The organism is Pengzhenrongella phosphoraccumulans, assembly GCF_045689905.1.
Lineage (GTDB): Bacteria > Actinomycetota > Actinomycetes > Actinomycetales > Cellulomonadaceae > Pengzhenrongella > Pengzhenrongella phosphoraccumulans.
Genome location: NZ_CP144210.1, coordinates 4,463,018 through 4,489,619, shown reverse-complemented (window position 1 = coordinate 4,489,619; position 26,602 = coordinate 4,463,018). Strand labels below are relative to the sequence as shown.

Below are 26,602 nucleotides of genomic sequence, written 5' to 3'. Positions count from 1 at the left end.
CGTCCGCGAGCGCGACGTCTCCCGGCTGCGCTCGACCTACCGGTGCCTGCGCCGGTGCCGGTCCAGCAGGTCCTCGCGCGCCAAGGTGTTCCGGACCCGCCCGGGTGCCAGACCGTGCACGGCAGCCCGGTCGCAGCCCACCTGCTGCCAGTCGAGCTGGCCCGGCGCGTGCGCGTCCGTGTCGATGGTGAACTCGCAGCCGGCCTCGACCGCCCGCTCCAGCAGGGCGTGCGGCGGGTCGAGGCGGTCGGGCCGGCAGTTGATCTCGACCGCGACACCGTGCTCGGCGCACGCCGAGAAGACAGCCTCCGGATCGAACGTGCTCGGCGGGCGCAGCTTGCCCGTGAGCTGCCTGCCGGTGCAGTGCCCGAGCACGTCGGTGTTCGGGTCGGCGAGAGCGGTCAGCAGCCGCTGGGTCATGGGCGCGGACTCCATCCGGAGCAGCGAGTGCACGGACGCGACGACGACGTCGAGCTCGGCGAGGAGTTCCGGATCCTGGTCGAGCGAGCCGTCCTCGAGGATGTCGACCTCGATCCCCGTGAGGACCCGGAACTCGGTCCCCGCAGACAGCAGAGCGGCGTTGAGGGCGGCGACCTGGTCGAGCTGGGCCCGCAGCCGCGCGGCAGTCAGTCCGTTGGCGATGGTCAGGCGCGGGGAGTGGTCGGTGATGGCGAGGTAGTCGTGCCCCAGGTCGATGGCGGCCAGGGCCATCTCGGGCAGCGGGCTGTTCCCGTCGCTCGCGTTCGTATGGGCGTGCAGGTCTCCCCGCAACGCGGCCCTCAGGGCCGCGGCCGGCTCCGACGCGGTCGATTTCGACAGCTCGGCCTCGAGCGTGTCGAGGTAATCGACCGGTTCGCCCCGCAGCCGGGTCTCGACCACCGAGGCGGTCCGCTCCCCCACGGCGGGCAGCTCGCGGAGACGGCCCGCTCCAGCGAGCTCGTGGAACCGGTCGGGATCGGTCCCGGCGATCGTGCGCGCAGCGACCCGGAACGCGTCGCTCCGGTACGACGTCGCCTGCGCGCGCTCGAGGAGGAACGCGATCCGGCGCAGGGTCGCCACCGCGTCGTCCTGCGCGCCTCTCGCGCTCGGGGATGCCACGGAGGGGCCGGTCAGGACGCGCGGCGCCGCGTCGTCGGACGGGCGGGGGCGGCGTCCTTCGACGGGGCGGCGGACGTGGACCGGGGCTTGCGTGCGGGCTGCGGGGAATCGGTGGCGGACGTGGCGCTCGCGGGCGTCGCGGCGGCCGCTTTGGAACCGGCGGCTTTGGAACCGGCGGCTTTGGAACCGGCGGCTTTGGAACTGGCGGCTTTGGATGCGGTGGCTTCGGGTGGAGTGGACTTCGGGGCGCGCGCCTTCGTCGCGGGCGCCGTCGCACCCTTGCGGCCCGGGGCCACGCCCGCGGCCGCCTCGCGCGGGGGCTCGCCACGGGCCTCGCGCGCCTTGTCGACGCTGCGCTGCAGCGCGGCGAGCAGGTCCACCACCTCGCCGCCACCCCGGGCGCCACCGTGCCCGACGGCGTCCTGCTCGGGGACGAGCTGCGTGCTGCCGGCCGCGACCTTGGCCTCGATCAGGGCGTCGAGGGCGTCGGCGTAGGCGTCGTGGAACTCGGACGGGTCGAAGTCGCCCGCGAGCGACTCGACCAGGGACGAGGCCATCGACAGCTCCTGGGGCCGCACGGCGACCTCCGTCTCGAGCACCGGGAAGTCCGCGGCGCGCACCTCGTCCGGCCACAGCAGCGTCTGCAGGCAGATGACGTCTCCCCGCACCCGCAGGACCGCCATCGACTCGCGCTGACGCAGCGCGACCTTGACCACGGCCATGCGATCGCTCGCGGCGAGGGCCTCGCGCAGCAACGCGTACGGCTTGGCCGCCGTGCGCTCGGGCTCGAGGTAGTAGGTCTTGGCGAGCAGGATCGGATCGACCTGCTCGCCGGGGACGAACTCGAGCACAGAGATCTCCCGTTCGGTCGCGAGCGGCAGCTCGGCGAGGTCCGCCTCGGTGAGCACGACGAGCTCGCCGTCGTCCGTCTGATAGCCCTTGGCGATGTCGGCCATCTCCACCTGCTCGCCGCACACTCCGCACGTGCGGCGGTAGCGGATGCGCCCGCCGTCCGCCCGGTGCACCTGGTGCATCGGCACCTCGTGCTCCCCCGTGGCCGCGTACAGCTTGACCGGGACGTTGACCAGGCCGAAGGCCACCGCGCCCTTCCAGATCGCTCGCACCGTCGTCGCCTCCTGTTCGCTTCACGCCCCACGACGGCGTCCGCGCGCCGAAACGGGCCTGTCTGGGCAGGATGGACCCGTGGAGCCCATGCTCGCCACCCGAGCGGTCAACCCGGCCGAACTACCCACGGGACCGGAGTGGGTCTTCGAGGTCAAGTGGGACGGCGTGCGCGTGCTCGCCGAGACCACCGGGGACCGGTTGCGCCTGCTCAGCCGCAACGAGCGGGACGTCACGCTCGCCTACCCGGAGCTAGCAGGCCTCGTCGGCCTGCAGGGGGCACTTCTCGACGGCGAGGTCGTGGCCCTCGTCGACGGCGTGCCGTCCTTCGCTGCGCTGGCGGAACGGATGCACGTCCGGGACGTCGCGCGCGCGCGTGCCCTCGCGCGCCAGCTCCCGGTGAGCTACGTGGTGTTCGACGTGCTGCGGCTGTACGGCGTCGATCTGACCCGCCGCTCGTTCGACGAGCGCCGCGCGACCCTGGAACGCCTCGAGCTGCCCGCTCGGGTCCAGCTCTCGCCCGTCTACCCGGACGGGGAGGACCTCTGGCGGGTGACCCGTGAGCACGGTCTCGAGGGTGTCCTGGCAAAACGGCGGGCGTCGACCTATCAGCCGGGTCGGCGCTCGGCCGACTGGATCAAGGCGGCGCATCGCCGCACCCGGACAGCCTTCGTCGGCGGGTGGCGCGACGAGTCGACCGGCTCAGGACGGCTGGGGGCCGTGCTGCTGGGGGCGCCCGACGCCGTCGGTGGGCTGCGATACCTCGGGCGTGCCGGCAGCGGGTTGACCGGGCGCCTCGCCCGCGACCTGGCGCGGGCGCTGACGCCCCTCGCGGACCAGGCCAGCCCCTTCGCCGATCCGGTGCCGGCAGTCGACGCGCGCGGTACGCACTGGTGCGCGCCCGGGGTGATCGTCGACGTCGGCTATCTGGCGCGGACCCCGACGGGTCGACTGCGCCAACCGGTCGTCCGGGGCATCCGCGACGACTGCACCGTCGACGTCTGGGAGGACCCGTGAACCCCGGTGATGGTGGCCAGCTCGTCGACGTGGACGGACGCCGGGTGCGCGTCAGCCACCTGGACCGCGTCATGTACCCCGCCGTCGGGATGACCAAGGCGGAGGTGATCGACTACTACTCGCGGGTCGCCGTCGCGCTGCTTCCCCAGCTCCGCGACCGACCCGTCACCCGCATCCGGTACCCGCAGGGGGTCGACGGGGAGAAGTTCTTCGAGAAGAACATCCCGGCGGGTGCACCTCTGTGGCTCCGGCGCCTGACGCTGCGCGCCGCGCCCGGCTCGCTGGACGAGGGCAAGGAGCTGACCTTTCCGTTCGTCGACGACCTGGCTGCGCTCGTGTGGACCGCGAACCAGGGCGCGCTCGAGCTCCACACCCCGCAGTGGCGGGTGGGGCCGCACGACGAGGTGCTCGCGCCGGACCGGCTCGTGATCGATCTCGATCCCGGTCCGCCCGCCGGGCTGGCGGAGTGTGCCCAGGTGGCCCGCCTCGTCGCCGAGCGGTTGCGCGCGGACGGTCTCGATGCCATCCCCGTCACGTCGGGGAGCAAAGGCCTGCAGCTCTACTCCTCGCTCACCGGCACCCATCCGGTCGACGACGTGCGCCGGTACGCCCGCGTGCTGGCCTTTGCGCTCGCACGAGAGCACCCGGGGCTGATCGTCGCCGTCATGCGCAAGGACCTGCGCGCCGGCCGGGTGCTGCTCGACTGGTCGCAGAACCACCCCGGCAAAACCACCATCACGCCCTACTCGCTGCGCGGGCGGGAGCTCCCCCGGGTTGCGGCACCCCGGACGTGGGCCGAGCTAGCCGACGACGGTCTGGACCAGCTCGCCCCGGACGATGTCCTCGACCGGCTCGAACGCCACGGCGATCCGTTCCTGCGAGGGTCCGCGGCTGACTGAGGCGCGCGCCACGAGCGCTGCCGCGAATCGGGACCGCCCGCTCCTGCGACCCGTCAGTTCCGGCGGTGGTCGGTGATCGTCGCGCGCGGGCCGCGGCGCGGGGCACGCGCCAGACCCGAGAGCTCGAGGAGCCGGATGACGCGGTACCGGTGCCCGCGCCAGGGCTCGAGGAGCTCGAGCATGCGGGCGTCGTCGACGCGCTGGCCGGTCAGGGCCCACCCGACGGCCGCGGCGAGATGGAAGTCGCCCACCGAGACGGCGTCGGCGTCACCGAGCGCGCGCTGGGCCACCTCCGCCGCGGTCCACGGGCCGACGCCGGGGATGGCCTGGAGCCGTCGGGACGCCTCGAGCGGTGACATCGCGGTCACCTCCTCGAGCCGCCGGGCAGCGCGTGCGCAGGAGCGGATCGTGCGCGCGCGGCCCGGGTCGACGCCCGCTCGGTGGAAGTCCCAGCTCGGCACCTGCAGCCAGGCGTCGGCGTCGGGCACGACCCGCATGCCGAGCGGGGCCGGCCCGGGGGCCGGAACGCCGTGGTGGTCGAGCAGCCAGCGCCAGGCGGCGGTCGCCGTGCGCCCGACCACGCGCTGCTCGAGGACCGCCGGGACGAGGGAGGCGAGAACGCGTCCGGTACGAGGGATGCGCAGGCCGGGGTTGCTCCGCAGCGCCCGGGTCAGGTCGTCCCGGCCGGGGAGGAACGACCCGGGGTCGTCGTGCGCGCCGAGCAGGCTGGGCAGGCCGTCGAGCGCTTGGTCGGCTCCCGCCCCCCAGCCGTCGGCGTCGACCCGCGAGGCGCTGACCTGCACGAGCCGAAGGGTGGCGGGGCCCGCCGGCATCGAGGAGGTGAGCCAGATGTCGCCGTCCGACGTCCGCCGGAAGGTCGGGTCGGCCGCGCCGTGGGCGAGCCGCTGCAGGGTCCGGACGACGTCGACGGGCGCGTCGGCGAGGTAGGACGTGGTCTCGTCCGCGTGGCCGATCGTCCGCCGGGGACGATCGGCCGGGGCTGCGGTCATCCGGTCATAATCGCACCCTCGTGACGTCAGCCGGCCTGCGGCACCGGGGACGCGGCGGTGACGGCCGGCTCCGTCTCGTCCTCGCGTCGTCCGGCGGGCAGCGCGATCGTCGCCAGCAGCCCGAGCATGATGATCCCGGCGGCACTGAGGGTCGTGATCCGGGCCGCGGTGACCATCGCGGACTGGGCCGCGGCCTGTGCGGCCTCGCCGCCGGGCATCGCCGCGAGCTCCGGGATGGCGGCTCCCGCCGACCCACGGACGGCGGCGACGACCTGCGCCTGCGCGGCCGCGTCGAGCCCCGGCACCGTGCTCAGGTTGTTGGCGGTCGAGACGCCGAGCGTCGAGATCAGCAGGGTCCCGAGCAGCGCGATCCCCAGCGACGAACCGAGCTGGCGGAAGGTGCTCTGCAACCCCGACGCCTGGCCGCTCTGGCGTACGGGCACGTCGGCCAGGATCACGCTGGTGAGCTGCGCGGTCGCCATGCCGACGCCGGCGCCATAGAGGAACAGCCAACCGGCGAGCACCCACGCGTTCGCGGTGAGGTTCAGGCTCAGGCCGAGTCCGATGATCGCGATCACCTCGAGCGAGAGCCCCACCCGGACCACGCCCCGCCCACCGATGCGCTCGGTGAGCTGAGGGCTCGCACCCGAGACCAAGAAGGTGCCCACGGCGAGCGCGAAGATGAGCAGGCCGGTGTGCAGCGCCGTGTAGCCGAGGGCGCCCTGGACGAACAGCGGCAGCGCGAAGAGCATCCCGAACTCGCCGAGGGCGACGACGAGGGCTGCGATGCTGCCGTAGCGGAAGCTGCGGATGCCGAGCAGGGACAGGTCGAGCAGGACCGGACGGCCCCGGGTGGTGCGCGACCGCTCGACGAGCACGAACGCGGCGAGCATGAGCACCCCGAAGGTGAACATCACCGGCACGGGCGAGATCGACCACGTCCAGATGAACCCGCCGATGGAGAACGGCTGGACCGAGGTCCACCACCCGAACCGCAGCCCTTCGATGAGGGCGAAGACCACCGCGCCCAGGCCCACGATCGACAGGACGACCCCCGGCAGGTCGGCACCGCGGTCGGCGTGCGGGTCCTTCGTCTCGGGCACCCACAAGATCGCGCCGACGAGCACGATGATGACGATCGGGATGTTGATCAGGAACGCCCAGCGCCAGCTGAAGTCGGTCGTGAGCCAGCCGCCGACCAGCGGACCGGCCGCCGCCATCCCCCGATCGTGGAGCCCCAGATCGCGAACGCGATCCCGCGCTCGCGCCCGGTGAACAGTGCGTTGATCGTCGAGAGCGTGGCGGGCAGGATCATCGCGCCACCGGCGCCCTGCAGCAGGCGGGCGGCGATCAGCGTCGCGCCGCTGTCGGCGGTCGCGGCCAGGGCGCTCGCGATCCCGAACACGATGATGCCGACGATGAGGAGCCGGCGCCGACCGAACACGTCGCCGATCCTGCCGACCGTGATCAGCAGCGAGGCGAACACGAGGGCGTAGACCGAGTTGACCCACTCCGCGTCCGTCGCGGTCAGCGAGATGTCCCGGATGAGCACCGGGAGCACGACGTTGACGACCGTCGCGTCCATGATGATGACCGACACGGCGAGGGCGATGATCGGCATCGCCCGCCAGCGGCGAGGGTTCAGCACGGCGGGTGCCGTGTCCGGCTGAGGTTGCGTCATGGTCGTGACCCGATCTGTTGGTATCTTGCTGACACTACTGTCGGTATCATAGACACGAAAGTCGCCGCCGTGTGATCCACTCGACCGCGAACCTGTTCGATCCGCAGACAAGGACGGCCATGCCCCGGATCACTGCCCCCACGGTTGCCGAGCACCGCACCCGCCAGCGGGTGGCGCTGCTCGCTGCCGCAACCGAGCTGCTCGTCTCGCAGGGGGCGGGCGCGGTCACGCCGGGCGCGGTGGGCGCCGCCGCGGGGCTGGCCCGACCGAGCGTCTACCAGTACTTCTCCTCGGGCGCCGACCTGCTTGCCGCCGTCGTGGAGGATGCGTTCCCGCAGGCCAACGCCGATCTGCGGACGGCCCTCGAGCGCTCCACGGACCCGGCCGACCGGCTCGACATCTACGTCCGCACCACGCTCCGGCTCGCACGCGACGGGGCCCACCGCGCGGTCGCTGCACTGGCTGCGGCGCCGCTGCCCGAGCAGTGCCGCGCCCGGCTGGCGGAGCTCCACCGCGAACAGGCGGCGCCCCTGCTCGCGGCGCTGCAGGACCTCGAGGTCCCGGATCCTGCCCTGACCGCACAGCTCCTCGGAGGTGCGCTCCGCGCCGCGATGGCGGCGCTCGACGCCGGCTGCGACTTCGATGCCGTGACCGAACGGACACTCGCACTCGTGCGTGCGACGACGCGTACGCGCTGACACCCAGCCGGTGCGGACGGGGTGACGCATCCGGCCCTCGACCCCCGTGGCGCGGCTACCCCTCGCCGAGCCCGGCTGCCAGCACGTCGGCGAGGGCGAAGCTCACCGGCTCCTCAAGCTGGTCGAAGGTGCAGGTGCCGGGGTCGCGGTCGGGGCGCCAGCGGCGGAACTGCGTCGTGTGCCGAAAACGCGGTCCCTCCATGTGGTCGTAGGCGACCTCGACCACTCGCTGGGGTCGCAGCGGCACGAAGGACAGGTCCTTGCCACGGTTCCACCGGCTCGTCTCGGCCTCCCTCGGCGTTCGGGTCCCGCTCTCGACGGCCTCGCGGCCCCACGGGTGGTCGCCGAGCTCGGTTCGCAGGGGCTGCAGCTCGTCGAAGAGCTCGCGCCGACGGGCCATCGAGAACGCGCCCACGACGCCGACCGAGGCGAGCGCGCCGTCGTCGGTGTACAGGCCGAGCAGGAGCGACCCGATCGCCCCGGGCCCCGAGGTGTGGACCCGGTAGCCCGCCACGACGCAGTCGGCCGTGCGGTCGTGCTTGACCTTGGACCAGCCGCGCTTTCCCGGCAGGTAGAGGCCGTCGGGGCGCTTGGCGACCACGCCGTCGAGCCCCGCCCCCTCGAACTGCGAGAACCACCGTGCCGCGAGGTCGGGGTCGTCGGTCTGGGGGGTGAGGTGGACGGCGAGCGGCGCTCCGGGCGCCTCGGTGCCCCGCCGGGACGCGGCGAGCGCGTCGGCGAGCCGGGCCCGCCGGTCGGCGAGCGGACGCGAGGTGAGGGCGTCGTCGTCCAGCGCGAGCAGGTCGAAGGCGACGAAGAGCGCCGGCGTGGACCGGGCGAGCAGCGCGACCCGGGAGGCGGCCGGGTGGATGCGTTGCAGGAGCGCCTCGAAGTCCAGACCGGAGGTCTCGGAGCTCGGCACGACGATCTCGCCGTCGAGCACGCACCGGCGGGGCAGAAAGGCGAGCGCCGAGGCGACCACCTCGGGGAAGTAGCGGGCGATCGACTTGGTGTTCCGGCTCCCGATCTCGACCTCGTCGCCATCGCGGTACACGATCGCGCGGAAACCGTCCCACTTGGGCTCGTAGAGCTGACCGGGCGGGATCTCGGGGACGGACTTGGCGAGCATCGGGTCGACCGGCGGCAGCACAGGCAGGTCCATCGCGTCAGTCTGGCGCTGTCGGGAGGGTGCCGCGAGTGCTCGACGGCTAGTGACCGAGGATCGCGGCCTGTCTGCCACGGTCGAGCAGTGCGGGGAGTCGGGCCTCGATCGCGTGGACGAGGTCCGGCAGGGCGGTGGCGGGGACCGGTCGGCCGAGGCCGAAGCCCTGGACCGCGAAGCAGCCCATGAGGTGCAGCCGGAGCAGGGTCATGTCGTCCTCGACGCCCTCAGCGACCACATCGAGCCCGAGGTGCCGAGCGAGCTCGATGGTCGAGTGCACGATGGCGGCGCTCGCGTCGTCCTGCACGAGCCCGGTGACGAACGAGCGATCGATCTTCAGGCGTCGCACCGGAAGCCGCTGCAGGTACGCCAGGGAGCTGTGGCCGGTGCCGTAGTCGTCGATCGAGAGCAGCACACCCATCTCGGCGAGGGCCCCCAGCACCTGCACGGAGCGCCGGGGGTCCACCATCGCGCTGCTCTCCGTGATCTCGAGCTCCAGGGACCCGGCGTCGAGACCGTGCCGGTCCAGGGCTGCGCGGACGTCGTCGACGAGCCCTCGGTCGAGCAGGTTGCGCGCCGACAGGTTGACCGCGATCGTCAGGGCGAGCCCGTCTCGCTGCCAAGCGGCACCCTGCGCGAGGGCGCTGTCGAGCACGTACTGCGTGAACGGGCCGATGATGCCCGTTCGCTCGGCCGCCGGGATGAAGAAGTCCGGGCTCAGCAGTCCGTGCACCGGGTGCTGCCAGCGCGCGAGCGCCTCCACGCCGAGCACCCGACCCGTCGCGACCTCGACCTGAGGTTGGTAGTGCAGCACGATCTCGCGTCGCGCGAGCGCGCCGCGCAGCTCACCGATCAGGGACGGCGGGACCTTACCGTGGGTCTCCATCTCGATGCCGTAGCGCGCGATGCGGCCCGGCCTGGCCTTGGCCGCGGACAGCGCGAGGTCCGCGCGGCTCAGCACGGTCGCCGCCTGCGTCCCGTCGTCGGGCAGGAACACGAAGCCGATGCTCACCTCGATCGACACACTCAGGTCGGGCAGCTCCAGGGGCTGCTCGAGCGCGGTGCGCACCCGCTCGGCGAACTCGGTCGCGCACGATGGGGTGGTGATCGAGCGATCGAGCACGCCGAAGGTGTCGCCCCCCAGCCGGGCGACCAGGGCCCGCTCGCCCTGCAGCTCACCGAGACGGCCACCTACGGCCCGCAGGATCGCGTCTCCGGTGCGGTGCCCGAGAGTGTCGTCGATCTCGGTGAACCGCTCGAGGTCGATCACCACCAGAACGGCGTGCGGGCTGCGCCCCGGCACGGGCGAGCTCGCGAGGTGCTCGGCCACACCGTCGGCGAACCGGCGTCGGTTCGCCAGCCCGGTCACGTAGTCGGTGTCCGCAAGCTCCCCCAGCCGCACGGTCCGGGCTCGCAGCAGCCCGACCAGCCGGCTCATGCGCACCAGGATCAGCGGCACGATCAGCCCGGACGTGATCACGACGGCCCACACGTGCGGCCGAGCACCCGCGACCAGCTCAACCAGGAGGATCGCCGGCCCGATCAGCAGTGCGGCGGTGAAGGCGACGACCGGGCTCGCTTCCCCGGCGAGGGTCCGCGAGTTCGCCGTGGGTGCAGACAACGCCCGCATCGACGGGTGCAGGGCCGCAGCGCCCCAGAGCACGTAGGCCGCGAGCCAGATGGGGTCGATCCACGTCGTGCGCGCGTCGAGCGCCGGCACGAAGACCGCCACCTCGAACAGGATGTCGGCTACGAGGAGCGCCGCGATGGTCGACGCCAGCAGTCGCAGCGCTGCCACGTGATTGCTCAGGCCCGCGTCGAGGGCGAGCCGGAGCAGGAGCGCGAACAGCAGGCCGTCGCCCAGCGGGTAGGCGACGGCGGCGAGCCGGTCGAGTAGCGGCGCCGCGTCGACGGACCAGGCGGGCTCGACCAGGAACACCCACGACAGCAGGCCGAGCGCGATCGTGAGGATCGCGCTGTCGAGCAGGGCGACCGGCCAACGCTCGGCCCCCCGGCTCCGCACGAGCAGGAACAGACCCGCGGCGAACAACGGATAGGCGGCGAGGTACAGGACGTCCGCGGAGGAGGGGAACGGGGTGACGCCGGCGACGTGCTCGTACCAGGAGAACTGGGCGTCGGCAGCGACCCAGCACGCCGCACTGGCCACCATGAGGTACCACGCCGCAGCACGTCGGGGCCGGTTGCACCGGACGCCCACCACGAGAGCGATCACGCCCGAGGCGCCGACGGCGATGTACGCCAGGTCACGACCGAGCCCGATCGGCAGACATGCCGTGCCGGCAGCGGCCAGCAGGCCGATGACCAGGTAACGCCGCCATGTCGTCTTCGCCATCGCCACAGATGCTTTATCGGCGTTTGGCGCTGCAACCTGAGGCCTTGCCCTGCCGCGTTTGCACAACTGGTCTCACACCGGGTGAAAACGCGCCAGAGCGTCGGCATCGGCCGGCCCGGTACCGTGTGCCGGTGAACCTTCCCGCTGCGCAGAACCCCGATCTCGAGGGACCCGTCACGGTCATCGTGGTGTCCGACCGGTGCTCGACCGGTGTCGCCGTGGATCGGTCCGGTCCGCGCGCGGCGGGGCTCCTGGCCGCGGCCGGCTATCGCGTCGAGCCCGTCCGGATCGTGCCCGACGGCGTCCGGTCCGTGGCAGACGCGCTGACGGGTGCCCTGGCCGACGGCGCTCGCGTGATCGTGACCTCGGGCGGCACCGGGGTCGGGCCGCGTGACCTCACCCCGGAGGGGACGGTCGGGCTTCTGGAGCGCGAGCTGCCCGGTCTGGCGGAGGCGTTCCGACGCGAAGGCGCTCGGCACGTGGCCACGGCAGTGCTGTCCCGGGGGCTTGCGGGCGTCACCGCAGGGGGGACGGTCATCGTGAACCTGCCGGGTTCGCCGTCCGCCGTCGAGCAGGGGCTCGCTGTGCTGCTCCCCCTGCTCCCCCACCTGCTCGACCAGCTCGCGGGCGGGGACCACCATGGTTGACCTCGGTGTCCGGGCGAGCACGCTCGTCGCGGCGGGCGTCGCGGTGACGGTCGTCGCCTATGCGGGCCTCGCGACCCGGTGGGTCTCGAGCGACCCCGGGTGGTACGCGGGTCTCGTGAAACCGTCGTGGCAGCCGCCCGACTGGGTGTTCGGCGTCGCCTGGCCCTACAACTTCATCGCCCTGGTGGTGGCCGGGCTCGCGATCGCGCTCACGACGCCGCCGGCGACCTCGCTCCCCTGGCTCGGATTGCTCGTGGCATCGTCGGTGGGCGCGCTGACGTGGGCCTACCTCTTCTACGTGCCGCACCGGCTCACGGCGGCGGCGATCGCGCTCACCGTGGCGGCCGTGCTGGCCTGGGCGCTCGTCGTCGTCGCCTGGCGGGCGGTGCCGTGGGCGGGGTACGTCCTGACGCCCTACGCGCTGTGGCTCACCGTGGCCACGAGCCTCGCGGTCGGGTTCGCGGCCACGGCGTAGCGGCCGTCCGGCACACGATCGAAGCGCCGGCCCGCAACGCACCGCGGGCCGCGACACCGGTGTCGGTGTCGCGGCCCGCAGCCGTGTGCTCGGTGCTGGTCAGCGGCTGTCGCCCGAGCCCTGCCCCGGTGCTGCCACCTGGGCGCGGCCGGCCTCGAGCCGAGCGATCGGCACGCGGAACGGCGAGCAGGAGACGTAGTCGAGTCCGGCTTCGTGGAAGAAGTGGATCGACTCCGGGTCACCGCCGTGCTCCCCGCACACCCCGATCATCAGGTCGGGGCGAACCGCGCGGCCCTCTTCGACCGCGATCCGGATCAGGCGACCCACGCCGCGGGTGTCGACGGACTCGAACGGCGAGACCGCAAGCACCCCGAGCGCCGTGTACTCGTCGAAGAACGCGCCCTCGACGTCGTCCCGTGAGAAGCCCCAGGTCGTCTGCGTCAGGTCGTTCGTGCCGAACGAGAAGAACTCGGCGGCCTCCGCGATCCGTCCGGCCGTGAGACAGGCGCGCGGCAGCTCGATCATGGTGCCGACCGGGATGTGGAGCGCGACGCCGGCAGCCTCGCCGACCTCCTTGATGATCTCGAGCGCCTGGTCGCGCACCAGGTGCAACTCCATCACCGAAGCGACGAGCGGCACCATGATCTCGGCGTGCGGGTCCCCACCGGCGAGCATCCGGGCCGCGGCGGCCTCGGCCACGGCGCGGATCTGGAGGGCGAACAACCCCGGGATGACGAGCCCGAGCCGGACCCCGCGGAGCCCGAGCATCGGGTTGGCCTCCCGCATCCGCTGCACCGCAGCGAGGAGCGCGAGATCGTGCGGGTCAGCTTCGCCCCGTGCCTTCGCGAGCGCCACCTTGACGGCGAGCTCGGTGTGGTCCGGGAGGAACTCGTGCAGTGGCGGGTCGATGAGGCGGATGGTCGTCGGGAGCCCGTCCATCACCTCGAGGATGTCGGTGAAGTCGGCGATCTGCAGCGGCAGGAGCGCGTCGAACGCCGCCTGCTTCTCGGCCGGCTCGACGGCGAGGATCACGCGCTCGATGAGCACGCGACGCTCCCCGAGGAACATGTGCTCGGTGCGGCACAGCCCGATGCCCTGCGCGTTGAGGGACCGTGCCCGGCGAGCGTCGTCGGCCGTGTCGGCGTTGGCATGCACGTGGAGCCGGCGGACCGAGTCGGCGTGCGTGAGGATCCGGTCGACAGCCTCGACGAGGTCGATGATCTCCGAGTCGTCGCCCGCAGCGTCGATCGCCGCCTCGAGACCGTGCTCGAGGTAGTGCGCCACCGGAGAGGGGACCACGGGGACGTCGCCCAGGAACACCTCACCGGTGCTGCCGTCGATGGCGATGACGTCGCCCTCGGCGACGGTGTAACCACCGGCGGTGAAGGATCGGCCGGTGGTGGCGTCGACCACGATGTCGTCGGCACCGACCACGCAGGTGGTGCCCATGCCGCGCGCCACGACCGCCGCGTGCGACGTCTTGCCGCCGCGCGAGGTGAGCACGCCGACCGAGGCGATCATGCCGCCGAGGTCGTCCGGGTTGGTCTCGCGGCGGACCAGGATGACGTCCTTGCCCTCGGCGCGCCACTGCTGCGCGGTGACGGAGTCGAAGACCGCGGAGCCGACCGCAGCCCCGGGAGAGGCCGCCATGCCGGTGGCCAGCAGGATCTTCTCGGAACGGAAGTCGAACTGCGGGAACATGAGCTTGCTCAGCTGCGCACCGGTGACCCGCTCGAGCGCCTCGTCCATCGTGATGAGGTGCTCGTCGACGAGCTGGGTCGCGATGCGGAATGCCGCTGCCGCCGTCCGCTTGCCGACGCGGGTCTGCAGCATCCACAGCTTGCCGCGCTCCACCGTGAACTCGATGTCGCACAGATCGCGGTAGTGGGTCTCGAGCCGCCGCATGGCCTGCGTGAGGTCGGCGTACGCGGCCGGGTCCAGCGCCTCGAAGTCGGCCAGGCTCAGCGTGTTGCGGATGCCGGCGACGACGTCCTCACCCTGAGCGTTCGACAGGTAGTCGCCGTAGACCCCCGTGACGCCGGTGGACGGGTCGCGGGTGAAGCACACGCCCGTACCCGACGTGGTGCCCAGGTTGCCGAACACCATGGTCATCACGTTGACCGCGGTACCCAGGTCGTGAGGGATGCGCTCGCGGCGGCGGTACATCTGCGCCCGATCGGTGTTCCACGACTCGAAGACCGACACGATCGCCAGGTCGAGCTGCTCGCGCGGGTGCTGCGGGAACTCCCGCCCGGACTGCGCCAGGACGATCGCCTTGAACGTCCCGACGAGCGTCTCGAGGTCCGCGGCGGTCAGGTCGACGTCGCTCGTGACCCCCCGCGCTGCCTTGGCCTTGTCCAACGCGTCGGCGAACAGGTCGCCGTCGATGCCGAGGACGGTCTTGCCGAACATCTGGATCAGGCGTCGGTAGGAGTCCCAGGCGAAGCGCGGGTCGTCGGAGTAGTCGGACAACCCCTGCACAGACGCGTCGTTCAAGCCGATGTTCAGGACGGTGTCCATCATGCCGGGCATCGAGAACTTCGCGCCCGAGCGCACCGACACCAGCAGCGGGTCGTGGAAGTCGCCGAGACGACGACCGAGGGTGTCCTCCAAGCGGCGAACCGCCATGGTCACCTCGACCCGGAGCTCCGGCGGGACCTCACCGCTCGACAGGTAGGAGCGACAGGCCTCCGTGGTGATGGTGAATCCGGGCGGTACCGGTAGCCCGAGGTTCGTCATCTCGGCAAGGTTTGCACCCTTGCCACCGAGCAGGTCCTTCATGTCCTTGTTGCCTGCGCTGAAGTCATATACGTATCCGGCCACCGCTGCGCCTCCCGTTTCGACACGTGGCCGACCTCGTCGTCGGCCCGTTGCTTGCGATTGTGCCGCGTCCGCACCCAGGGGACTACGGGACCAATGGCCCCCCCGCGGCACGCCGGGAAGTTTGCGCAGGTCGGAGGGGGTATCGACCCGACACGACCCGACACGGCTCGACGCGGTGCGCGCGGGGTGAACCCTGGTCACGGAGTGGAATCATGACCCGACGTGACCACGACGACCGATCTAGGTCCCCGCTCGACGACGCGCACCGCACGGCTCGACGCGCTGCCCTTCACCCGCGAGCACCTGCGGCTCCTCGTCGGCTCTGGCGCGGGGTGGGCCTTCGACGCGATGGACGTGGGCCTGATCTCGTTCGTGCTCGCGGCGCTCGCCGTGAGCTGGCACGCCTCCCCCGCTGAGCTGTCCTGGATCGCGTCGGCCGGTTTTGTCGGCATGGCGCTCGGCGCCAGCATCGGCGGGCTGCTGGCCGACCGTGTCGGACGTCGGCAGGTCTTCGCGCTCACGCTCCTGGTCTACGGCCTGGCCACCGGTGCCTCGGCGCTGTCGTGGTCCGTCGGCTCGCTGATCGTCTGGCGGCTCGTCGTCGGGCTCGGGCTGGGGGCCGAGCTGCCGGTGGCATCGACCCTGGTGAGCGAGTTCGCGCCGCCGCGGATCCGCGGCCGGGTGGTGGTGGCGCTCGAGGCGTTCTGGGCGCTGGGATGGACGCTGGCGGCCGTCATCGGGTTCCTCGTCGTGCCGCTCGGCGACGACGGGTGGCGCTGGGCGCTGGCCATCGGCACCCTGCCGGCCCTGTACGCGGTGGTCGTGCGGCGCGGGCTGCCCGAGTCCGTGCGGTTCCTCGAGGGCCGCGGGCGGCACGCGGAGGCCGAGGCGACGGTCCGGCGGTTCGAGCGCTCGGCGGGGATCGACGTCGCGGCCGTCGTCGAGGTCAGCACGACCGACGCGGCCGGCCAAGCCGGGGCCGGCCCGACCGACGACGGTCCGGCCGACGACGCCGCGCGAACCGCACCGCCGCGGCTGCGCGATCTGTGGTCGCCCGACCTGCGTGACCGCACGCTCGCGCTGTGGGTGGTGTGGCTCGCGGTGAACTTCGCGTACTACGGCGCGTTCATCTGGCTGCCGACGCTGCTGTACGCGTCCGGCCTGTCCCTGGTGCGCTCGTTCGGCTTCACCCTCGTGATCACCCTCGCGCAGCTGCCCGGGTATGCCGTGTCGGCCGTCCTGGTCGAGCGCTGGGGGCGCCGGCCCACCCTCGCCCTCTTCCTGCTCGGCTCCGCCGGAGCAGCGGGCCTGTTCGCCGGGGCGGACAGCACGGCGCAGGTCGTGACCGCGGGCATGCTGCTGTCGTTCTTCAACCTCGGCGCGTGGGGCGCCCTGTACGCGATCACCCCGGAGCTGTACCCGACGCGGCTGCGCGGCACCGGGTCCGGCTCCGCCGCCGGCATCGGCCGGATCGCGTCGATCCTCGCCCCGCTCGCCGTCCCCGTGCTGCGGGAGCTCGGCGGCACGTCGCTGCTGTTCGCCGTGTTCGCGGGGGTCTTCGTGGTCGCCGCCCTCGGTTCGCTGCGCCTGCCCGAACGCCGTGGCCTGGTGCTCGACGAGTGAGGATCTGGCTCCGCCAGGCCGCATGATGATCTCGAAACCCGACCCACCAGCCCGCGAAGGAGTCCACGGTGCGCCTCATCCTCGTGCGGCACGGCCAGAGCCCGTCGAACGTGCTGCACCTGCTCGACACCGCTGAACCCGGCCCCGGTCTCACCGACCTCGGTGCCCACCAGGCCGTCGTGCTCGCGGCGGCGCTCGCCCGTGAGCGCATCGGTGCCGTGTACGCGTCGAGCCTCCTCCGCGCGCAGCAGACGGCGGCCCCGGTGGCGGCGGCGCTCGGCCTCGACGTGCAGGTGCGGGCCGGGATCCGGGAGGTCGCGGCGGGAGAGCTCGAGATGCGCGGCGACGTGGCGTCGGTCGAGCGCTACCTCAGAACGGTCTTCGCCTGGCCGGCCGGGGACCTCGATCGGCGGATGCCCGGGGTGAGAACGGCCACGAGGTGCTCGCCCGGTTCGACGCCGTCGTCGCGGAGGCGTGCGCTCTGGACGACGACGACGACGCCAACGACGGCGCCGACCGGACGGCTCTTCTCGTGAGCCACGGGGGGGCGATCCGCGTCTGGACGAGCTCGCGCGCGGAGAACCTCGATGCCGCGTTCGGCGCGACCCACACGCTGCCCAACACCGGCACCGTGATCCTCGAGGGCGCGCCGACCGCGGGCTGGCGGGCCGTGTCGTGGACCGGCGCCGATCTCGACGCGCCGGCACGCGACTCGCGCGACGGGCTCGAGCCCGGTTTCGCCTGACGGTACGAGGCGAACCGCTACACCAGCACGGGCCCGGCCGCCACGAGCAGCACGACGTCGACCCCCGCGACGGCCATGGTCAGGTAGAACGGGACCCGACTGCCCGCCCGCGTGAACGCCACCACAGCCCCGGCCGCAGCGATCCCGGCCGCGGCGAGCAGTCCGGGCCACGCGGTCCCGCTGGGGCTGCCGGTCGGGCCCAGCACGATGAGCACCGTCGCGGCGAGCAGCGCCGCCGGGGCGAGCAGGGTCGACCCCGTGCGCCCCAGCCGGTGCGGCAGCCCGTGCACGCCGGTCGTCCGGTCGTCCTCGAGATCCGGGACGACGTTGGCAAGGTGCGCGCCGACGCCGAGCAGCGCCGCCGCCGCCATGGCCCACCCTGCGGGCCAGGGGTGCTCGGGCAGGGCGAGCGCCACGAAGGCCGGGAGCAGGCCGAACGACACCGCGTACGGCACCCACGACCAGGGGGTCGACTTGAGCCCGAGGTTGTAGCCCCAGGCCACGCCGACGGCGACGAGGTGCACGCCCCCGGCGCGCCAGCCCGTGGCGAGGGACAGCGGCACGCAGCACGCGACCGCGACGAGCGCAGCGGTGCGCACCGTGGGGGTCGTGACCGCGCCCGCGACGATCGGTTTGTCGGATCGCCCGACCGTGAGGTCACGCCCCGCATCGATCCAGTCGTTCGACCAGCCGACCGACAGCTGACCGGTGAAGATCGCCGCCCCGATCAGGACGCACGTGCGCAGGTCGGCGCCGACACCGATGGCGAGGGCCGTCGTCAGTGCCGTCACCGCCAGCGTCGGTCCGAGGTGGCACGAGCGTGCCAGCCCGCCGATCGTCGCCCTCAGACCCCGCACCGCTCACCCCTCCCCCGCGATCGCCACCGATGTTGTCGTGGACCGTACCAACCGGGCGGAATCCCGGCCTCAAAACGCGCGGCATGGCACGATGCCGACATGTCGCGCATCGCATCGGTGACCGGAGTCCTCCCCGAGTTCTGCTACCCCCAGCACGAGATCACCGAGACGATCGGTTCACTTCTCACCACCGAAGGGTCCACACGCCGTGCGGTGCTCGAGCGCCTGCACGCGAGCAGCGGTGTGCGGACCCGTCACCTCGCCATGCCGCTCGAGGACTATCGGGACCTGACCACCTTCGGCCAGGCCAACGACCTGTTCATCTCGCTCGGCACCGACCTGGCCGAGCGGGCGCTGCGCGGCGCGCTGGCGGCGGCCGAGATCGCGCCCGAGGAGGTGGACTTCATCCTGTTCACCTCGGTGACCGGCATCTCGGCGCCGTCGATCGACGCCCTGCTCGTCGCCCGGCTCGGGCTGCGCCCGGACGTCAAGCGGCTGCCCGTGTTCGGGCTCGGCTGCGTCGCGGGCGCCGCCGGGATCGCCCGCGTGCACGACTACCTCCAAGGCCATCCCGGCGACGTCGGGGTGCTGGTCTCGGTCGAGCTCTGCTCGCTGACGATGCAGCCCGGCGACGACTCGATGGCCAACCTCGTGGCGAGCGGCCTGTTCGGTGACGGTGCGGCCGCCGTCGTGATGGTGGGCGACGAGCGTGCGCGGACGACGGGCGTCGCGGGGCCGGACGTGATCGCGACCCGCAGCCACCTGTACCCCGAGACGCAGGACGTCCTCGGCTGGGGCATCGGCGGCAGCGGGTTCCGGATCGTGCTCGAGGCGAACCTGCCCGACGTCGTCGGGCGTCACCTGCGCGACGACGTCGTGGACCTGCTCGCCGGGCACGGCCTGAAGCCGGGCGACATCACGACGTGGGTCGCGCACACCGGCGGCCCCAAGATCCTCGAGGCCGCAGCCCGGGTGCTCGACCTGCCGACCGCGGCGCTCGCGCTGAGCTGGGAGTCCCTGGCGCGCGTCGGCAACCTGTCCTCGTCCGGTGTGCTGCACGTGCTCGCGGACACGCTCGCGCTCGGCGGTCAGCAGCCGGGCGACCCCGGGGTGCTCTTCGCCCACGGCCCGGGCATCAGTGCCGAGCTCGTGCTGCTCCGCTGGCCGGACCAGGGCTGAGGGCGCGCCGTGCCTGCCCTGAGCGTGATCGCGTTCGATGCCCTGATCGCGGCCGTCGCCGTCGAACGGATCGCGGAGCTCGTCGTGTCCACCCGCCATGCCCGATGGGCGTTCGCCCGCGGCGGCGTCGAGGCGGGTCGGGGCCACTTCCCGCCCATGGTGCTGCTGCACGCGGGGCTGCTCGTGGCCTGCGTCGTCGAGGTGCACGTCGCCGATCGACCGTTCGTGCCGCTCCTCGGCTGGCTCGCGCTGGTGGCGGCGCTCGCCAGCCAGGCCCTGCGCTGGTGGTGCATCGGCACGCTCGGCCCGCAGTGGAACACGCGCGTGATCGTGGTCCCCGGCCTCGCCCTGGTCGATCGCGGGCCGTACCGCTGGCTGCGGCACCCCAACTACGTCGCGGTCGTCGTCGAGGGGATCGCGCTCCCGCTGGTGCACACCGCCTGGCTGACGGCGCTCGTGTTCACGGTGCTCAACGCGGTGCTGCTGCTCGGGTTCCGTATCCCGACCGAGGAGCGCGCCCTGGTCGCCGCCGCATGAGCACCGCGACCCGCGACACGGATGTGCTGGTCGTCGGCGGCGGGCCGATCGGGCTGGCGGCCGCGATCGAAGCGCGACTGGCCGGCCTGGACGTCGTCGTCGTCGAGCCGCGGGGCGCGTCGATCGACAAGGCCTGCGGCGAGGGGCTGATGCCCGGAGCGGTCGCGGCCCTCGCCCGGATCGGGGTGCACCCGCAGGGTCACCCGCTGCTCGGGATCGGGTACCGCGGCGGCGACCTGCACGCCGACCACCACTTCGAGTCCGGCCCCGGGCTCGGGGTGCGGCGCACGACGCTGCACGCCGCCCTGGACGCCCGCGCGACGGCGCTCGGCGTGCGGCGCGTGGCGGGGCGCGTCGGGACGATCGAGCAGGACCACGACACGGTCTCCGCCGCAGGCCTGCGCGCCGGCTGGCTGCTGGGCTGCGACGGTCTGCACTCGACGGTCCGCCGGGTCGTCGGGCTCGACCGGCCCGCAGCCGGGCCGCCGCGGGGTCGGGGAGACCGCGACCGGCGCCGGTTCGGCCTGCGACAGCACTTCCGCGTCGCACCGTGGACCGACCTGGTCGAGGTCCACTGGGGCCCGACGGTCGAGGCGTACGTCACGCCCGTGGCCGACGACGTCGTCGGCGTGGCACTGCTCGGGCCGCCCCACACGGACTACGCGGGTGCGCTCGCGACCTTTCCCGAGCTCGCCGAGCGGCTTCGAGGGGCCGAGCCTGCCGGCACGCTGCGCGGCGCCGGTCCGCTGCACCAGCGCACGTCGCGACGCACCGCCGGCCGGGTGCGCCTCGTCGGTGATGCGTCCGGGTACGTCGACGCGCTCACGGGCGAGGGGCTCCGGGTGGGGCTCGCCCAGGCGGCCGCCGCCGTCGCGCACCTGGACGACGCCGGAGCGTACGAGCGCGCCTGGTCGGCGTCGACCCGCGACTACCGCCTGCTGACGACCGCGCTCGTGGCCCTGGCGACCTCTCCGCTACGCCGGGTGATCGTGCCCACCGCGGTGCACCTGCCGTCGGCCTTCGGCGCGGTGGTCGAACGCCTTGCGCGCTAGGACGAATTGCCGCATAGCAGGCGCGCTTTTGCCCCGAGGCGATCGGTTTGTCCTCGCAGCCCCTCGGCGCGGTAGGGTCGAGCGTCCCTGAGGTTCATCCTCAGGTACGCCCAAGGTGGACCGCCGAGTCCTGCCACCACCGTCTGGGCACCAGGACTTCTCGCTGGCAGGAGCGGGGGAACCACGATCGTCGGGCGCCGCCAGTCGGTGTCCTTGGGGTGAAGCGGGTCGGTACCTCGACCCGCCGGGCGCGACTTCCGCCCGAACCCGACAGCTCACCCCACAGGCGACCGGAGAGGTCACCATGGCTGTGAGCACCACGCCCGCCCGTCATCGCGCGACCGGTCGACCGAGCACCATGCTCGGTGACCTCGCGGACGCAGCCACCGGCAGCCTCGCGTCGGTCGGACGGCGATCCGTCGTCGTCGCTGCCGCTTCCGGTCTCGTGGTCTCCGCGATGGCCGCACCGGCCGGTGCCGCCGAGCCCGGTGACGCGAGCGTCGCGGTGCCGTCAGCCGCCGGCGCCCTCCCGGCCGAGAGCGTGGCTACGGGCGTCGACACGTCCGCGCTGACCTCCGCCGCTCGTGCGGTGCTGGCGTCCGCGCCGGTGGTGAGCGTCGCCGCCGACTCGGCATGGGCGCTGGACATCCCCGCGCTCACCGTCGTCGCCGACCCGCCGCCGCCCGTCCGGGCGCGGGCCGCGTCTCGCAGCGCAGTGCGCGCCGCCATCCCGACGACCACGGGCGCACCGGCCCCCGCCAGCGCGAACGGCAGCGCCGTGATCGAGATCGCGGCCCGGTACGTCGGGGTCCCGTACGTGTACGGCGGCACCACGCCGAGCGGGTTCGACTGCTCCGGCTTCACCTCCTACGTGTTCGCCCAGCTCGGCATCGCCCTCCCGCGCACCTCCAGCGCCCAGCGCAACGCCGGCACGGTCGTCTCGCGTGCGGACGCCCAGCCCGGCGACCTCGTGTGGCACCCGGGGCACGTGGCGATCTATGCCGGTGGCGATCAGCTGATCGACGCACCGCAGCCCGGCGGGAGCGTCCAGTTCCGCGCGATCTACTTCTCCAACCCGGTCTTCATCCGGATCAGCTGACCGCGGACCGCCAGCGTCGGCGGTCAGCGCTCGAAGCGGCGCAACCGCAGGCTGTTGGTGACGACGAAGACCGACGAGAACGCCATCGCGGCGCCCGCGATCATCGGGTTGAGCAGCCCCGCGGCTGCCAGCGGGAGTGCCGCGAGGTTGTAGGCGAAGGCCCAGAACAGGTTCCCCTTGATGGTGCCGAGGGTGCGCCGCGAGAGCCGGATCGCGACCCCGGCCGACCGCAGGTCCGAGCGCACCAGCGTCAGGTCGCTGGCCTCGATGGCCACGTCGGTGCCCGAGCCCATCGCCAGCCCGAGGTCGGACTGCGCGAGAGCGGCGGCGTCGTTCACCCCGTCGCCCACCATCGCGACGACGTGGCCCTCGGCCTGCAGCCGGCGGATCACCTCGACCTTGTCGGCCGGGCGCACCTGGGCGATGACGTCCTGCGGATGGATGCCGACCTGCTCCGCGACCGCGGCGGCCGACCGGGCGTTGTCCCCGGTGAGCAAGATCGGGCGCAGGCCGAGCCGGCGCAGCTCGCCGATCGCCTCGGCGCTGGACACCTTGACGGTGTCCGCGACCACGACGACGCCGCGGATCTCGCCGTCCCAGCCGACCCACACGGGGCTGCGGCCCTGACTCTCGGCGGCGTCGGCCGCGGTGACCAGGGCCGCGGGGGCGTGCTGGGCCCAGTCCTCGGCCAGCCAGGTGCGTTGTCCGACCGTCACGGCGCGCCCGTCGACGACCCCGGCGACGCCGCGTCCCTCGGTGCTCGCGAAGCTCTCGACGGGCGGGAGCGTGCCGCAGCGCTCCCGCGCGCCGTCGGCGACGGCGCGCGCGATCGGGTGCTCCGACGCGTGCTCGAGGGCGCCCGCGAGCAGCAGGACCTCCCCCTCGTTCGCTCCCGCGGCGGCGACGACCTCGACGAGGCTCATCTGGCCCGTGGTCACCGTGCCTGTCTTGTCGAGCACGATGGTGTCGACCCGACGGGTGGACTCGAGGACCTGCGGACCCTTGATGAGGATGCCCAGCTGCGCGCCACGACCGGTGCCGACCATGAGCGCCGTCGGGGTGGCGAGGCCGAGGGCGCAGGGGCACGCGATGATGAGGACGGCCACGGCGGCCGTGAAGGCGGCCTGCGCGTTCGGTCCGAGCACGAGCCAGCCGACGAGCGTCAGCAGCGACAGCAGGATCACGATCGGCACGAACACGGCCGAGACCCGGTCCGCGAGGCGCTGGACGTCGGCCTTGCCGTTCTGGGCGTCCTCGACGAGCCGGGCCATCTGGGCGAGCTGGGTGTCCGCGCCGACCCGGGTCGCCTGCACGACGAGCCGTCCGCCGGCGTTGGTGGTGGCGCCGACCACGGCGTCGCCCGGTCCGACCTCGACCGGCACCGACTCGCCGGTGATCATCGAGGCGTCCACGGCGCTGACGCCGTCCGTCACGGTGCCGTCGGTCGCGAACTTCTCCCCAGGGCGCACGACGAACCGCATCCCGACGGCGAGCTCCTCGACGGCGATGCGGACCTCGGCGCCGTCGCGCAGCACCGCGACGTCCTTGGCGCCGAGCTCGAGCAGCGCGCGCAGCGCCTGCCCGGAGCTGCGCTTGGCACGGGCCTCGAGGTACCGCCCGGTCAGGATGAACACGGTCACGGCAGAGGCGACCTCGAGATAGATCTCGGGGGCCCCGGTCGCGCTCGACGGCATCAAGGTGAACGGCATGCTCATGCCGGGCTCGCCCGCGCCGCCGAAGAAGAGGGCGTACAACGACCAGGTGAAGGCCGCGAGGACGCCGAGGCTGATGAGGGTGTCCATCGTCGCGGCGCGATGGCGCAGGTTGGTCCAGGCGGCGCGGTGGAACGGCCACGCACCCCAGGTCACGACCGGCACCGCGAGCACGAGCGAGACCCACTGCCAGTAGTCGAACTGCCACGCCGGGACCATCGCGAGCGCGACGACCGGCGCGGCCAGCACGGCGCTCACGATCAGGCGCCGACGCACGACGGCGGCCGGGTCGGGCTCGTCCGCCCCGGCGCCCGAGCGGGGCGGAGCAGGAAGTGCCGCGGTGTACCCGGTCGCCTCGACCGTGGCGACCAGGTCTGCCGGCGACACCGTCGGCGCATAGGAGACCTTGGCCTTCTCGGTGGCGTAGTTGACCGTCGCGCTGACCCCGTCCATCCGGTTGAGCTTCTTCTCGACGCGGGCCGCGCACGAGGCGCAGGTCATCCCGCCGATCGAGAGCTCGATGGTGCCGGCGACGGTGCCGGCAACGGGGACGGGGTCAGGCGCGACGGTCGGGGTCATGCGCGGGCACCTTGCAACACGTAGCCCGCCTCGTCGACCGCCATGCGGACGGCAGTCTCGGGCAGCGGCCCGGTGCTTCGCACGGTGACCGTCGACTCGCCGTCGGCGACGAGCTCGATCGAGACCGCCTGGACGCCGTCCAGCGCCGTCAGCTCACCGGTGACAGCTGCGACGCAGTGCGCGCAGGTCATACCCGTGACGATGTAGTCGGTCGTGGTGGTCATGGTGACTCCCCTGGTGGTGATGGTTGTTGTGGTGAAGTGGGGTGGGGTGGGTGATGGCGCGGTCAGCTACGCACGAGCCGAGCGATAGCGACCGAGGCCTCCTTCACCTTGGCGTCAGCCTCGGCGCCACCGGCCGCGAGGGCCTGGGCGACGCAGTGGCTGAGGTGTTCTTCGAGCAGCCCGAGCGCGAACGACTCCAGGGCTCTCGTCGCCGCGCTGACCTGGGTCAGGACGTCGATGCAGTACGTGTCGGACTCGACCTGGCGCTGCAGCCCGCGGACCTGGCCCTCGATCCGGCGCAGACGCTTGAGCTGAGCTTGTTTCGTGGCGGTGTAGCCCGGCGGGTGGTCCAACGGGTGGTCCATCGACCGCTCCTTCGCGTGTCCGTACGTGATGCCCGCAGGATCTATACCCCCCACGGGTATACCTTCTCCGTCGAAGATATACCCTCCGGGGGTACTTTGTCAGATCCGCTCCCTCACGCCCGGCTGGCGGGCTCGTCGACCTCTCCAGCCGCGTTCCTGGCCAGGACGAAGAGCAGGTCGGAGAGCCGGTTGAGGTAGCGCAGCGCGTCTCGGCTCGCCGGGTGGCCGTGACCCTGGGCGCGCACGACGTGCCGCTCCGCGCGGCGCACGACCGTGCGCGCGTGGTCGATGGCGGCGCCCGTCGGGGTCGCCCCGGGGACCACGAACACCGGCCGCAACGGCCGCTCGGTCACCAGGGCGTCGATGATCTCCTCGAGCTCGACGACCATGGCCGGCGCGACGAGCGAGACGCGCGTGACCAGCCGTTCGCGCCGGTCAGGGTTCGCCGCCAGGTCGGCGCCCACGACGAACATCTCCCGCTGCAGCCGCAGGAGCAGCTCGGCCAGCTGCGGATCGGCGCACCCGCTGCGGGCCACCCCGAGCAGCGCGACCGCCTCGTCGACGTCGCCGTACGCGTCGACCAGCTCGTCTCCCTTGGACACCCGACCCCCGAGGAAGAGTCCCGTGGTGCCGTCGTCTCCGGTCTTCGTGTAGATGCGCATGCGGACATGATCCCGCGGTCAGGCCCTGGTGCGAGCGTAGAATCGCGCAGCCGGCCCGAATGTGGGCAGGCGCACGTGCTCCACCCGCCTCGTACTCAGGGGAAGCCGGTCGAAGTCCGGCGCTGACCCGCAACCGTAGGTCGTGACAGCCACACCGTCACGACGAGCCGGAACACCTGGGTGAGGCGATCGACTCCATCCGCCGAGGTCTGCGGGACGGAGTCCGGATCGTCGTCTCCGCCCGCTCGGCCGGTTCTGCCGGACGTGGTGCGAGGCTCCCGGTGCCGGGCCGTCGCCGACCGCTCACGAGAGGCACCCGGTGCGAAAGACCACGGCTGCTCTGCTCCACCTCCCCCTGATCGCCCTGCTCGTCTCGATCCCCGTCTCCACGGCCACCGCGGCCGTCCCGTCCGCCACCGTCCCCGCCGGCGCGTGCGCCGGCACCTCCGGTGTCAGCGTCGTGGTCGACCTCACCGATCTCGGCGGTGACGTCGCCGTCGGCTGCGCTGCTGGTGATCCCGCCACGGGCCGCCAGGCCCTGGTCGACGCCGGCTTCGTCGTCGCCGACGCCCCGACCGGCATGATCTGCACGATCAACTCCGCGCCCGACCCGTGCCCGGTGGCGTTCGACGGGTCGTACTGGTCGTACTGGTCGGCCGACGCGACCTCGGACTGGACCGCGTACGACGTCGGCGCCGATTCGAGCGATCCGAAACCCGGCGCCATCGAGGGCTGGCGCTACAACGACGGGTCTGCGGGACCTAGCGTGCAGCCGGCCGCACTCGCGGCGGCTGCCCCGTCGGCGACCGCGCCCGCTAAAGAGACCGTCGTCGAGGCGACGGGTCTCGACCGGTCCACCGGGCCGTCGACCGGCACGGTCGTCGGGCTCGGGGCGGTCGCGATCCTGCTGGCCGCCGCCGTCGTCGTCGTCACGCGCCGCCGCGCAGGGGCGCGTCCCGCCGACGAGAGTCGCGACTGAGGCA

24 protein-coding genes, 1 pseudogene and 2 riboswitches are annotated in these 26,602 nt (G+C 72.9%); of the genes and pseudogenes, 12 read left to right on the top strand and 13 right to left on the bottom strand.

Annotated features, from left to right (window positions below):
* Nucleotides 1-36: 36 nt before the first annotated feature.
* Together VTA80_RS20760 and VTA80_RS20755 are read right to left on the bottom strand one after the other, a co-directional pair.
* A complete protein-coding gene (locus VTA80_RS20760) occupies nucleotides 37-1,098 on the bottom strand; it encodes a PHP domain-containing protein (RefSeq protein ID WP_407342955.1) in 1,062 nt (353 codons plus the stop codon).
* 11 nt (nucleotides 1,099-1,109) lie between these two features.
* Nucleotides 1,110-2,222: a Ku protein gene (locus VTA80_RS20755; RefSeq protein ID WP_407342954.1), complete on the bottom strand. Its 1,113-nt coding sequence runs from the start codon at nucleotides 2,220-2,222 to the stop codon at nucleotides 1,110-1,112.
* An 88-nt stretch (nucleotides 2,223-2,310) separates the two neighbouring features.
* Here VTA80_RS20755 and VTA80_RS20750 point away from each other — a divergent pair, with 88 nt between their 5' ends.
* The gene (locus VTA80_RS20750; protein ID WP_407345831.1) at nucleotides 2,311-3,237 is read left to right on the top strand and encodes an ATP-dependent DNA ligase; all 927 of its coding nucleotides are present in this window, start codon (nucleotides 2,311-2,313) and stop codon (nucleotides 3,235-3,237) included.
* Nucleotides 3,234-4,136 (top strand): non-homologous end-joining DNA ligase, encoded by a 903-nt coding sequence (ligD, locus tag VTA80_RS20745; RefSeq protein ID WP_407342953.1) that lies wholly within the window; start codon nucleotides 3,234-3,236, stop codon nucleotides 4,134-4,136. The genes VTA80_RS20750 and ligD overlap by 4 nt, the downstream gene beginning before the upstream one ends.
* Nucleotides 4,137-4,189: 53 nt before the next feature.
* Here the strand turns inward: ligD and VTA80_RS20740 are convergent, their stop codons facing one another.
* Genes VTA80_RS20740 through VTA80_RS20730 form a run of 3 tightly spaced genes read right to left on the bottom strand, consistent with a single transcriptional unit; the run spans nucleotide 4,190 to nucleotide 6,827 of the window.
* Entirely contained in the window at nucleotides 4,190-5,146 is a 957-nt protein-coding gene (locus VTA80_RS20740; protein WP_407342952.1) for a DNA-3-methyladenine glycosylase family protein, read from the bottom strand.
* Nucleotides 5,147-5,172: 26 nt separating this feature from the next.
* The gene (locus tag VTA80_RS20735; protein ID WP_407342951.1) at nucleotides 5,173-6,366 is read right to left on the bottom strand and encodes an MFS transporter; all 1,194 of its coding nucleotides are present in this window, start codon (nucleotides 6,364-6,366) and stop codon (nucleotides 5,173-5,175) included.
* Nucleotides 6,297-6,827: an MFS transporter gene (locus tag VTA80_RS20730; RefSeq protein WP_407342950.1), complete on the bottom strand. Its 531-nt coding sequence runs from the start codon at nucleotides 6,825-6,827 to the stop codon at nucleotides 6,297-6,299. Before VTA80_RS20730 ends, VTA80_RS20735 begins: the two co-directional genes overlap by 70 nt.
* Before the next feature lie 119 nt (nucleotides 6,828-6,946).
* On the opposite strand from VTA80_RS20730, the gene VTA80_RS20725 reads away from it, so the two are divergent.
* Nucleotides 6,947-7,525 carry a TetR/AcrR family transcriptional regulator gene (locus tag VTA80_RS20725; RefSeq protein WP_407342949.1) on the top strand — a complete coding sequence of 193 codons (579 nt, stop codon included), beginning with the start codon at nucleotides 6,947-6,949 and terminating at the stop codon, nucleotides 7,523-7,525.
* Nucleotides 7,526-7,580: 55 nt separating this feature from the next.
* Here the strand turns inward: VTA80_RS20725 and VTA80_RS20720 are convergent, their stop codons facing one another.
* Nucleotides 7,581-8,687, bottom strand: coding sequence for an ATP-dependent DNA ligase (locus tag VTA80_RS20720; protein WP_407342948.1), 1,107 nt, complete (start codon nucleotides 8,685-8,687; stop codon nucleotides 7,581-7,583).
* 46 nt (nucleotides 8,688-8,733) lie between these two features.
* Complete coding sequence (locus tag VTA80_RS20715; RefSeq protein WP_407342947.1) at nucleotides 8,734-11,040, bottom strand: putative bifunctional diguanylate cyclase/phosphodiesterase; 2,307 nt, start codon at nucleotides 11,038-11,040, stop codon at nucleotides 8,734-8,736.
* Nucleotides 11,041-11,171: 131 nt separating this feature from the next.
* Here VTA80_RS20715 and VTA80_RS20710 point away from each other — a divergent pair, with 131 nt between their 5' ends.
* Together VTA80_RS20710 and VTA80_RS20705 are read left to right on the top strand one after the other, a co-directional pair.
* Nucleotides 11,172-11,687, top strand: a complete 516-nt coding sequence (locus tag VTA80_RS20710) for a molybdenum cofactor biosynthesis protein B (protein WP_407342946.1) — start codon at nucleotides 11,172-11,174, stop codon at nucleotides 11,685-11,687.
* A complete protein-coding gene (locus tag VTA80_RS20705; protein WP_407342945.1) occupies nucleotides 11,680-12,162 on the top strand; it encodes a TspO/MBR family protein in 483 nt (160 codons plus the stop codon). Before VTA80_RS20710 ends, VTA80_RS20705 begins: the two co-directional genes overlap by 8 nt.
* A 99-nt stretch (nucleotides 12,163-12,261) precedes the next feature.
* Here VTA80_RS20705 and ppdK read toward each other — a convergent pair whose 3' ends face one another.
* A complete protein-coding gene (gene ppdK / locus VTA80_RS20700; protein ID WP_407342944.1) occupies nucleotides 12,262-14,985 on the bottom strand; it encodes a pyruvate, phosphate dikinase in 2,724 nt (907 codons plus the stop codon).
* A 222-nt stretch (nucleotides 14,986-15,207) separates the two neighbouring features.
* Here ppdK and VTA80_RS20695 point away from each other — a divergent pair, with 222 nt between their 5' ends.
* Both VTA80_RS20695 and VTA80_RS20690 read left to right on the top strand, forming a co-directional pair.
* Complete coding sequence (locus VTA80_RS20695; RefSeq protein ID WP_407342943.1) at nucleotides 15,208-16,608, top strand: MFS transporter; 1,401 nt, start codon at nucleotides 15,208-15,210, stop codon at nucleotides 16,606-16,608.
* 68 nt (nucleotides 16,609-16,676) lie between these two features.
* A pseudogene (locus VTA80_RS20690) lies at nucleotides 16,677-17,353 on the top strand (histidine phosphatase family protein).
* A gap of 17 nt (nucleotides 17,354-17,370) precedes the next feature.
* Here the strand turns inward: VTA80_RS20690 and VTA80_RS20685 are convergent.
* Nucleotides 17,371-18,210: a UbiA family prenyltransferase gene (locus VTA80_RS20685; protein WP_407342942.1), complete on the bottom strand. Its 840-nt coding sequence runs from the start codon at nucleotides 18,208-18,210 to the stop codon at nucleotides 17,371-17,373.
* Between the two features lie 99 nt (nucleotides 18,211-18,309).
* On the opposite strand from VTA80_RS20685, the gene VTA80_RS20680 reads away from it, so the two are divergent.
* From VTA80_RS20680 to VTA80_RS20665, 4 genes are all read left to right on the top strand, one after another.
* Nucleotides 18,310-19,389: a type III polyketide synthase gene (locus VTA80_RS20680; RefSeq protein ID WP_407342941.1), complete on the top strand. Its 1,080-nt coding sequence runs from the start codon at nucleotides 18,310-18,312 to the stop codon at nucleotides 19,387-19,389.
* An 18-nt stretch (nucleotides 19,390-19,407) separates the two neighbouring features.
* The gene (locus tag VTA80_RS20675; RefSeq protein WP_407345830.1) at nucleotides 19,408-19,926 is read left to right on the top strand and encodes an isoprenylcysteine carboxyl methyltransferase family protein; all 519 of its coding nucleotides are present in this window, start codon (nucleotides 19,408-19,410) and stop codon (nucleotides 19,924-19,926) included.
* Nucleotides 19,923-20,978: an NAD(P)/FAD-dependent oxidoreductase gene (locus VTA80_RS20670; protein ID WP_407342940.1), complete on the top strand. Its 1,056-nt coding sequence runs from the start codon at nucleotides 19,923-19,925 to the stop codon at nucleotides 20,976-20,978. The genes VTA80_RS20675 and VTA80_RS20670 overlap by 4 nt, the downstream gene beginning before the upstream one ends.
* A 111-nt stretch (nucleotides 20,979-21,089) precedes the next feature.
* Nucleotides 21,090-21,281: riboswitch (cyclic di-AMP (ydaO/yuaA leader) on the top strand.
* A 1-nt stretch (nucleotide 21,282) separates the two neighbouring features.
* Nucleotides 21,283-22,077, top strand: coding sequence for a C40 family peptidase (locus tag VTA80_RS20665; protein ID WP_407342939.1), 795 nt, complete (start codon nucleotides 21,283-21,285; stop codon nucleotides 22,075-22,077).
* Between the two features lie 23 nt (nucleotides 22,078-22,100).
* On the opposite strand, the gene VTA80_RS20660 is transcribed toward VTA80_RS20665, so the two are convergent.
* The 4 genes from VTA80_RS20660 to VTA80_RS20645 form a co-directional block, all read right to left on the bottom strand.
* Nucleotides 22,101-24,368 carry a heavy metal translocating P-type ATPase gene (locus tag VTA80_RS20660; protein WP_407342938.1) on the bottom strand — a complete coding sequence of 756 codons (2,268 nt, stop codon included), beginning with the start codon at nucleotides 24,366-24,368 and terminating at the stop codon, nucleotides 22,101-22,103.
* Entirely contained in the window at nucleotides 24,365-24,592 is a 228-nt protein-coding gene (locus VTA80_RS20655; protein WP_407342937.1) for a heavy-metal-associated domain-containing protein, read from the bottom strand. The genes VTA80_RS20660 and VTA80_RS20655 overlap by 4 nt, the downstream gene beginning before the upstream one ends.
* A 62-nt stretch (nucleotides 24,593-24,654) precedes the next feature.
* Entirely contained in the window at nucleotides 24,655-24,957 is a 303-nt protein-coding gene (locus tag VTA80_RS20650; protein ID WP_407342936.1) for a metal-sensitive transcriptional regulator, read from the bottom strand.
* A 113-nt stretch (nucleotides 24,958-25,070) separates the two neighbouring features.
* Nucleotides 25,071-25,619 carry a cob(I)yrinic acid a,c-diamide adenosyltransferase gene (locus VTA80_RS20645; protein ID WP_407342935.1) on the bottom strand — a complete coding sequence of 183 codons (549 nt, stop codon included), beginning with the start codon at nucleotides 25,617-25,619 and terminating at the stop codon, nucleotides 25,071-25,073.
* 99 nt (nucleotides 25,620-25,718) lie between these two features.
* Nucleotides 25,719-25,796, top strand: a riboswitch (cobalamin riboswitch).
* A gap of 142 nt (nucleotides 25,797-25,938) precedes the next feature.
* Between VTA80_RS20645 and VTA80_RS20640 the strand changes: the two genes are divergently transcribed.
* Nucleotides 25,939-26,598 (top strand): hypothetical protein, encoded by a 660-nt coding sequence (locus VTA80_RS20640; RefSeq protein WP_407342934.1) that lies wholly within the window; start codon nucleotides 25,939-25,941, stop codon nucleotides 26,596-26,598.
* Nucleotides 26,599-26,602 lie beyond the last annotated feature (4 nt).

Coding starts and splice junctions, on each gene's coding strand:
- VTA80_RS20735 (WP_407342951.1), bottom strand. CDS start 6,366: ATGGCGGCGGCCGGTCCGCTGGTCGGCGGCTGGCTCACGACCGACTTC.
- VTA80_RS20725 (WP_407342949.1), top strand. CDS start 6,947: ATGCCCCGGATCACTGCCCCCACGGTTGCCGAGCACCGCACCCGCCAG.
- VTA80_RS20660 (WP_407342938.1), bottom strand. CDS start 24,368: ATGACCCCGACCGTCGCGCCTGACCCCGTCCCCGTTGCCGGCACCGTC.
- VTA80_RS20705 (WP_407342945.1), top strand. CDS start 11,680: ATGGTTGACCTCGGTGTCCGGGCGAGCACGCTCGTCGCGGCGGGCGTC.
- VTA80_RS20655 (WP_407342937.1), bottom strand. CDS start 24,592: ATGACCACCACGACCGACTACATCGTCACGGGTATGACCTGCGCGCAC.
- VTA80_RS20740 (WP_407342952.1), bottom strand. CDS start 5,146: ATGACCGCAGCCCCGGCCGATCGTCCCCGGCGGACGATCGGCCACGCG.
- VTA80_RS20715 (WP_407342947.1), bottom strand. CDS start 11,040: ATGGCGAAGACGACATGGCGGCGTTACCTGGTCATCGGCCTGCTGGCC.
- VTA80_RS20720 (WP_407342948.1), bottom strand. CDS start 8,687: ATGGACCTGCCTGTGCTGCCGCCGGTCGACCCGATGCTCGCCAAGTCC.
- VTA80_RS20750 (WP_407345831.1), top strand. CDS start 2,311: ATGCTCGCCACCCGAGCGGTCAACCCGGCCGAACTACCCACGGGACCG.
- VTA80_RS20670 (WP_407342940.1), top strand. CDS start 19,923: ATGAGCACCGCGACCCGCGACACGGATGTGCTGGTCGTCGGCGGCGGG.
- VTA80_RS20680 (WP_407342941.1), top strand. CDS start 18,310: ATGTCGCGCATCGCATCGGTGACCGGAGTCCTCCCCGAGTTCTGCTAC.
- VTA80_RS20650 (WP_407342936.1), bottom strand. CDS start 24,957: ATGGACCACCCGTTGGACCACCCGCCGGGCTACACCGCCACGAAACAA.
- VTA80_RS20730 (WP_407342950.1), bottom strand. CDS start 6,827: ATGACGCAACCTCAGCCGGACACGGCACCCGCCGTGCTGAACCCTCGC.
- VTA80_RS20645 (WP_407342935.1), bottom strand. CDS start 25,619: ATGCGCATCTACACGAAGACCGGAGACGACGGCACCACGGGACTCTTC.
- VTA80_RS20665 (WP_407342939.1), top strand. CDS start 21,283: ATGGCTGTGAGCACCACGCCCGCCCGTCATCGCGCGACCGGTCGACCG.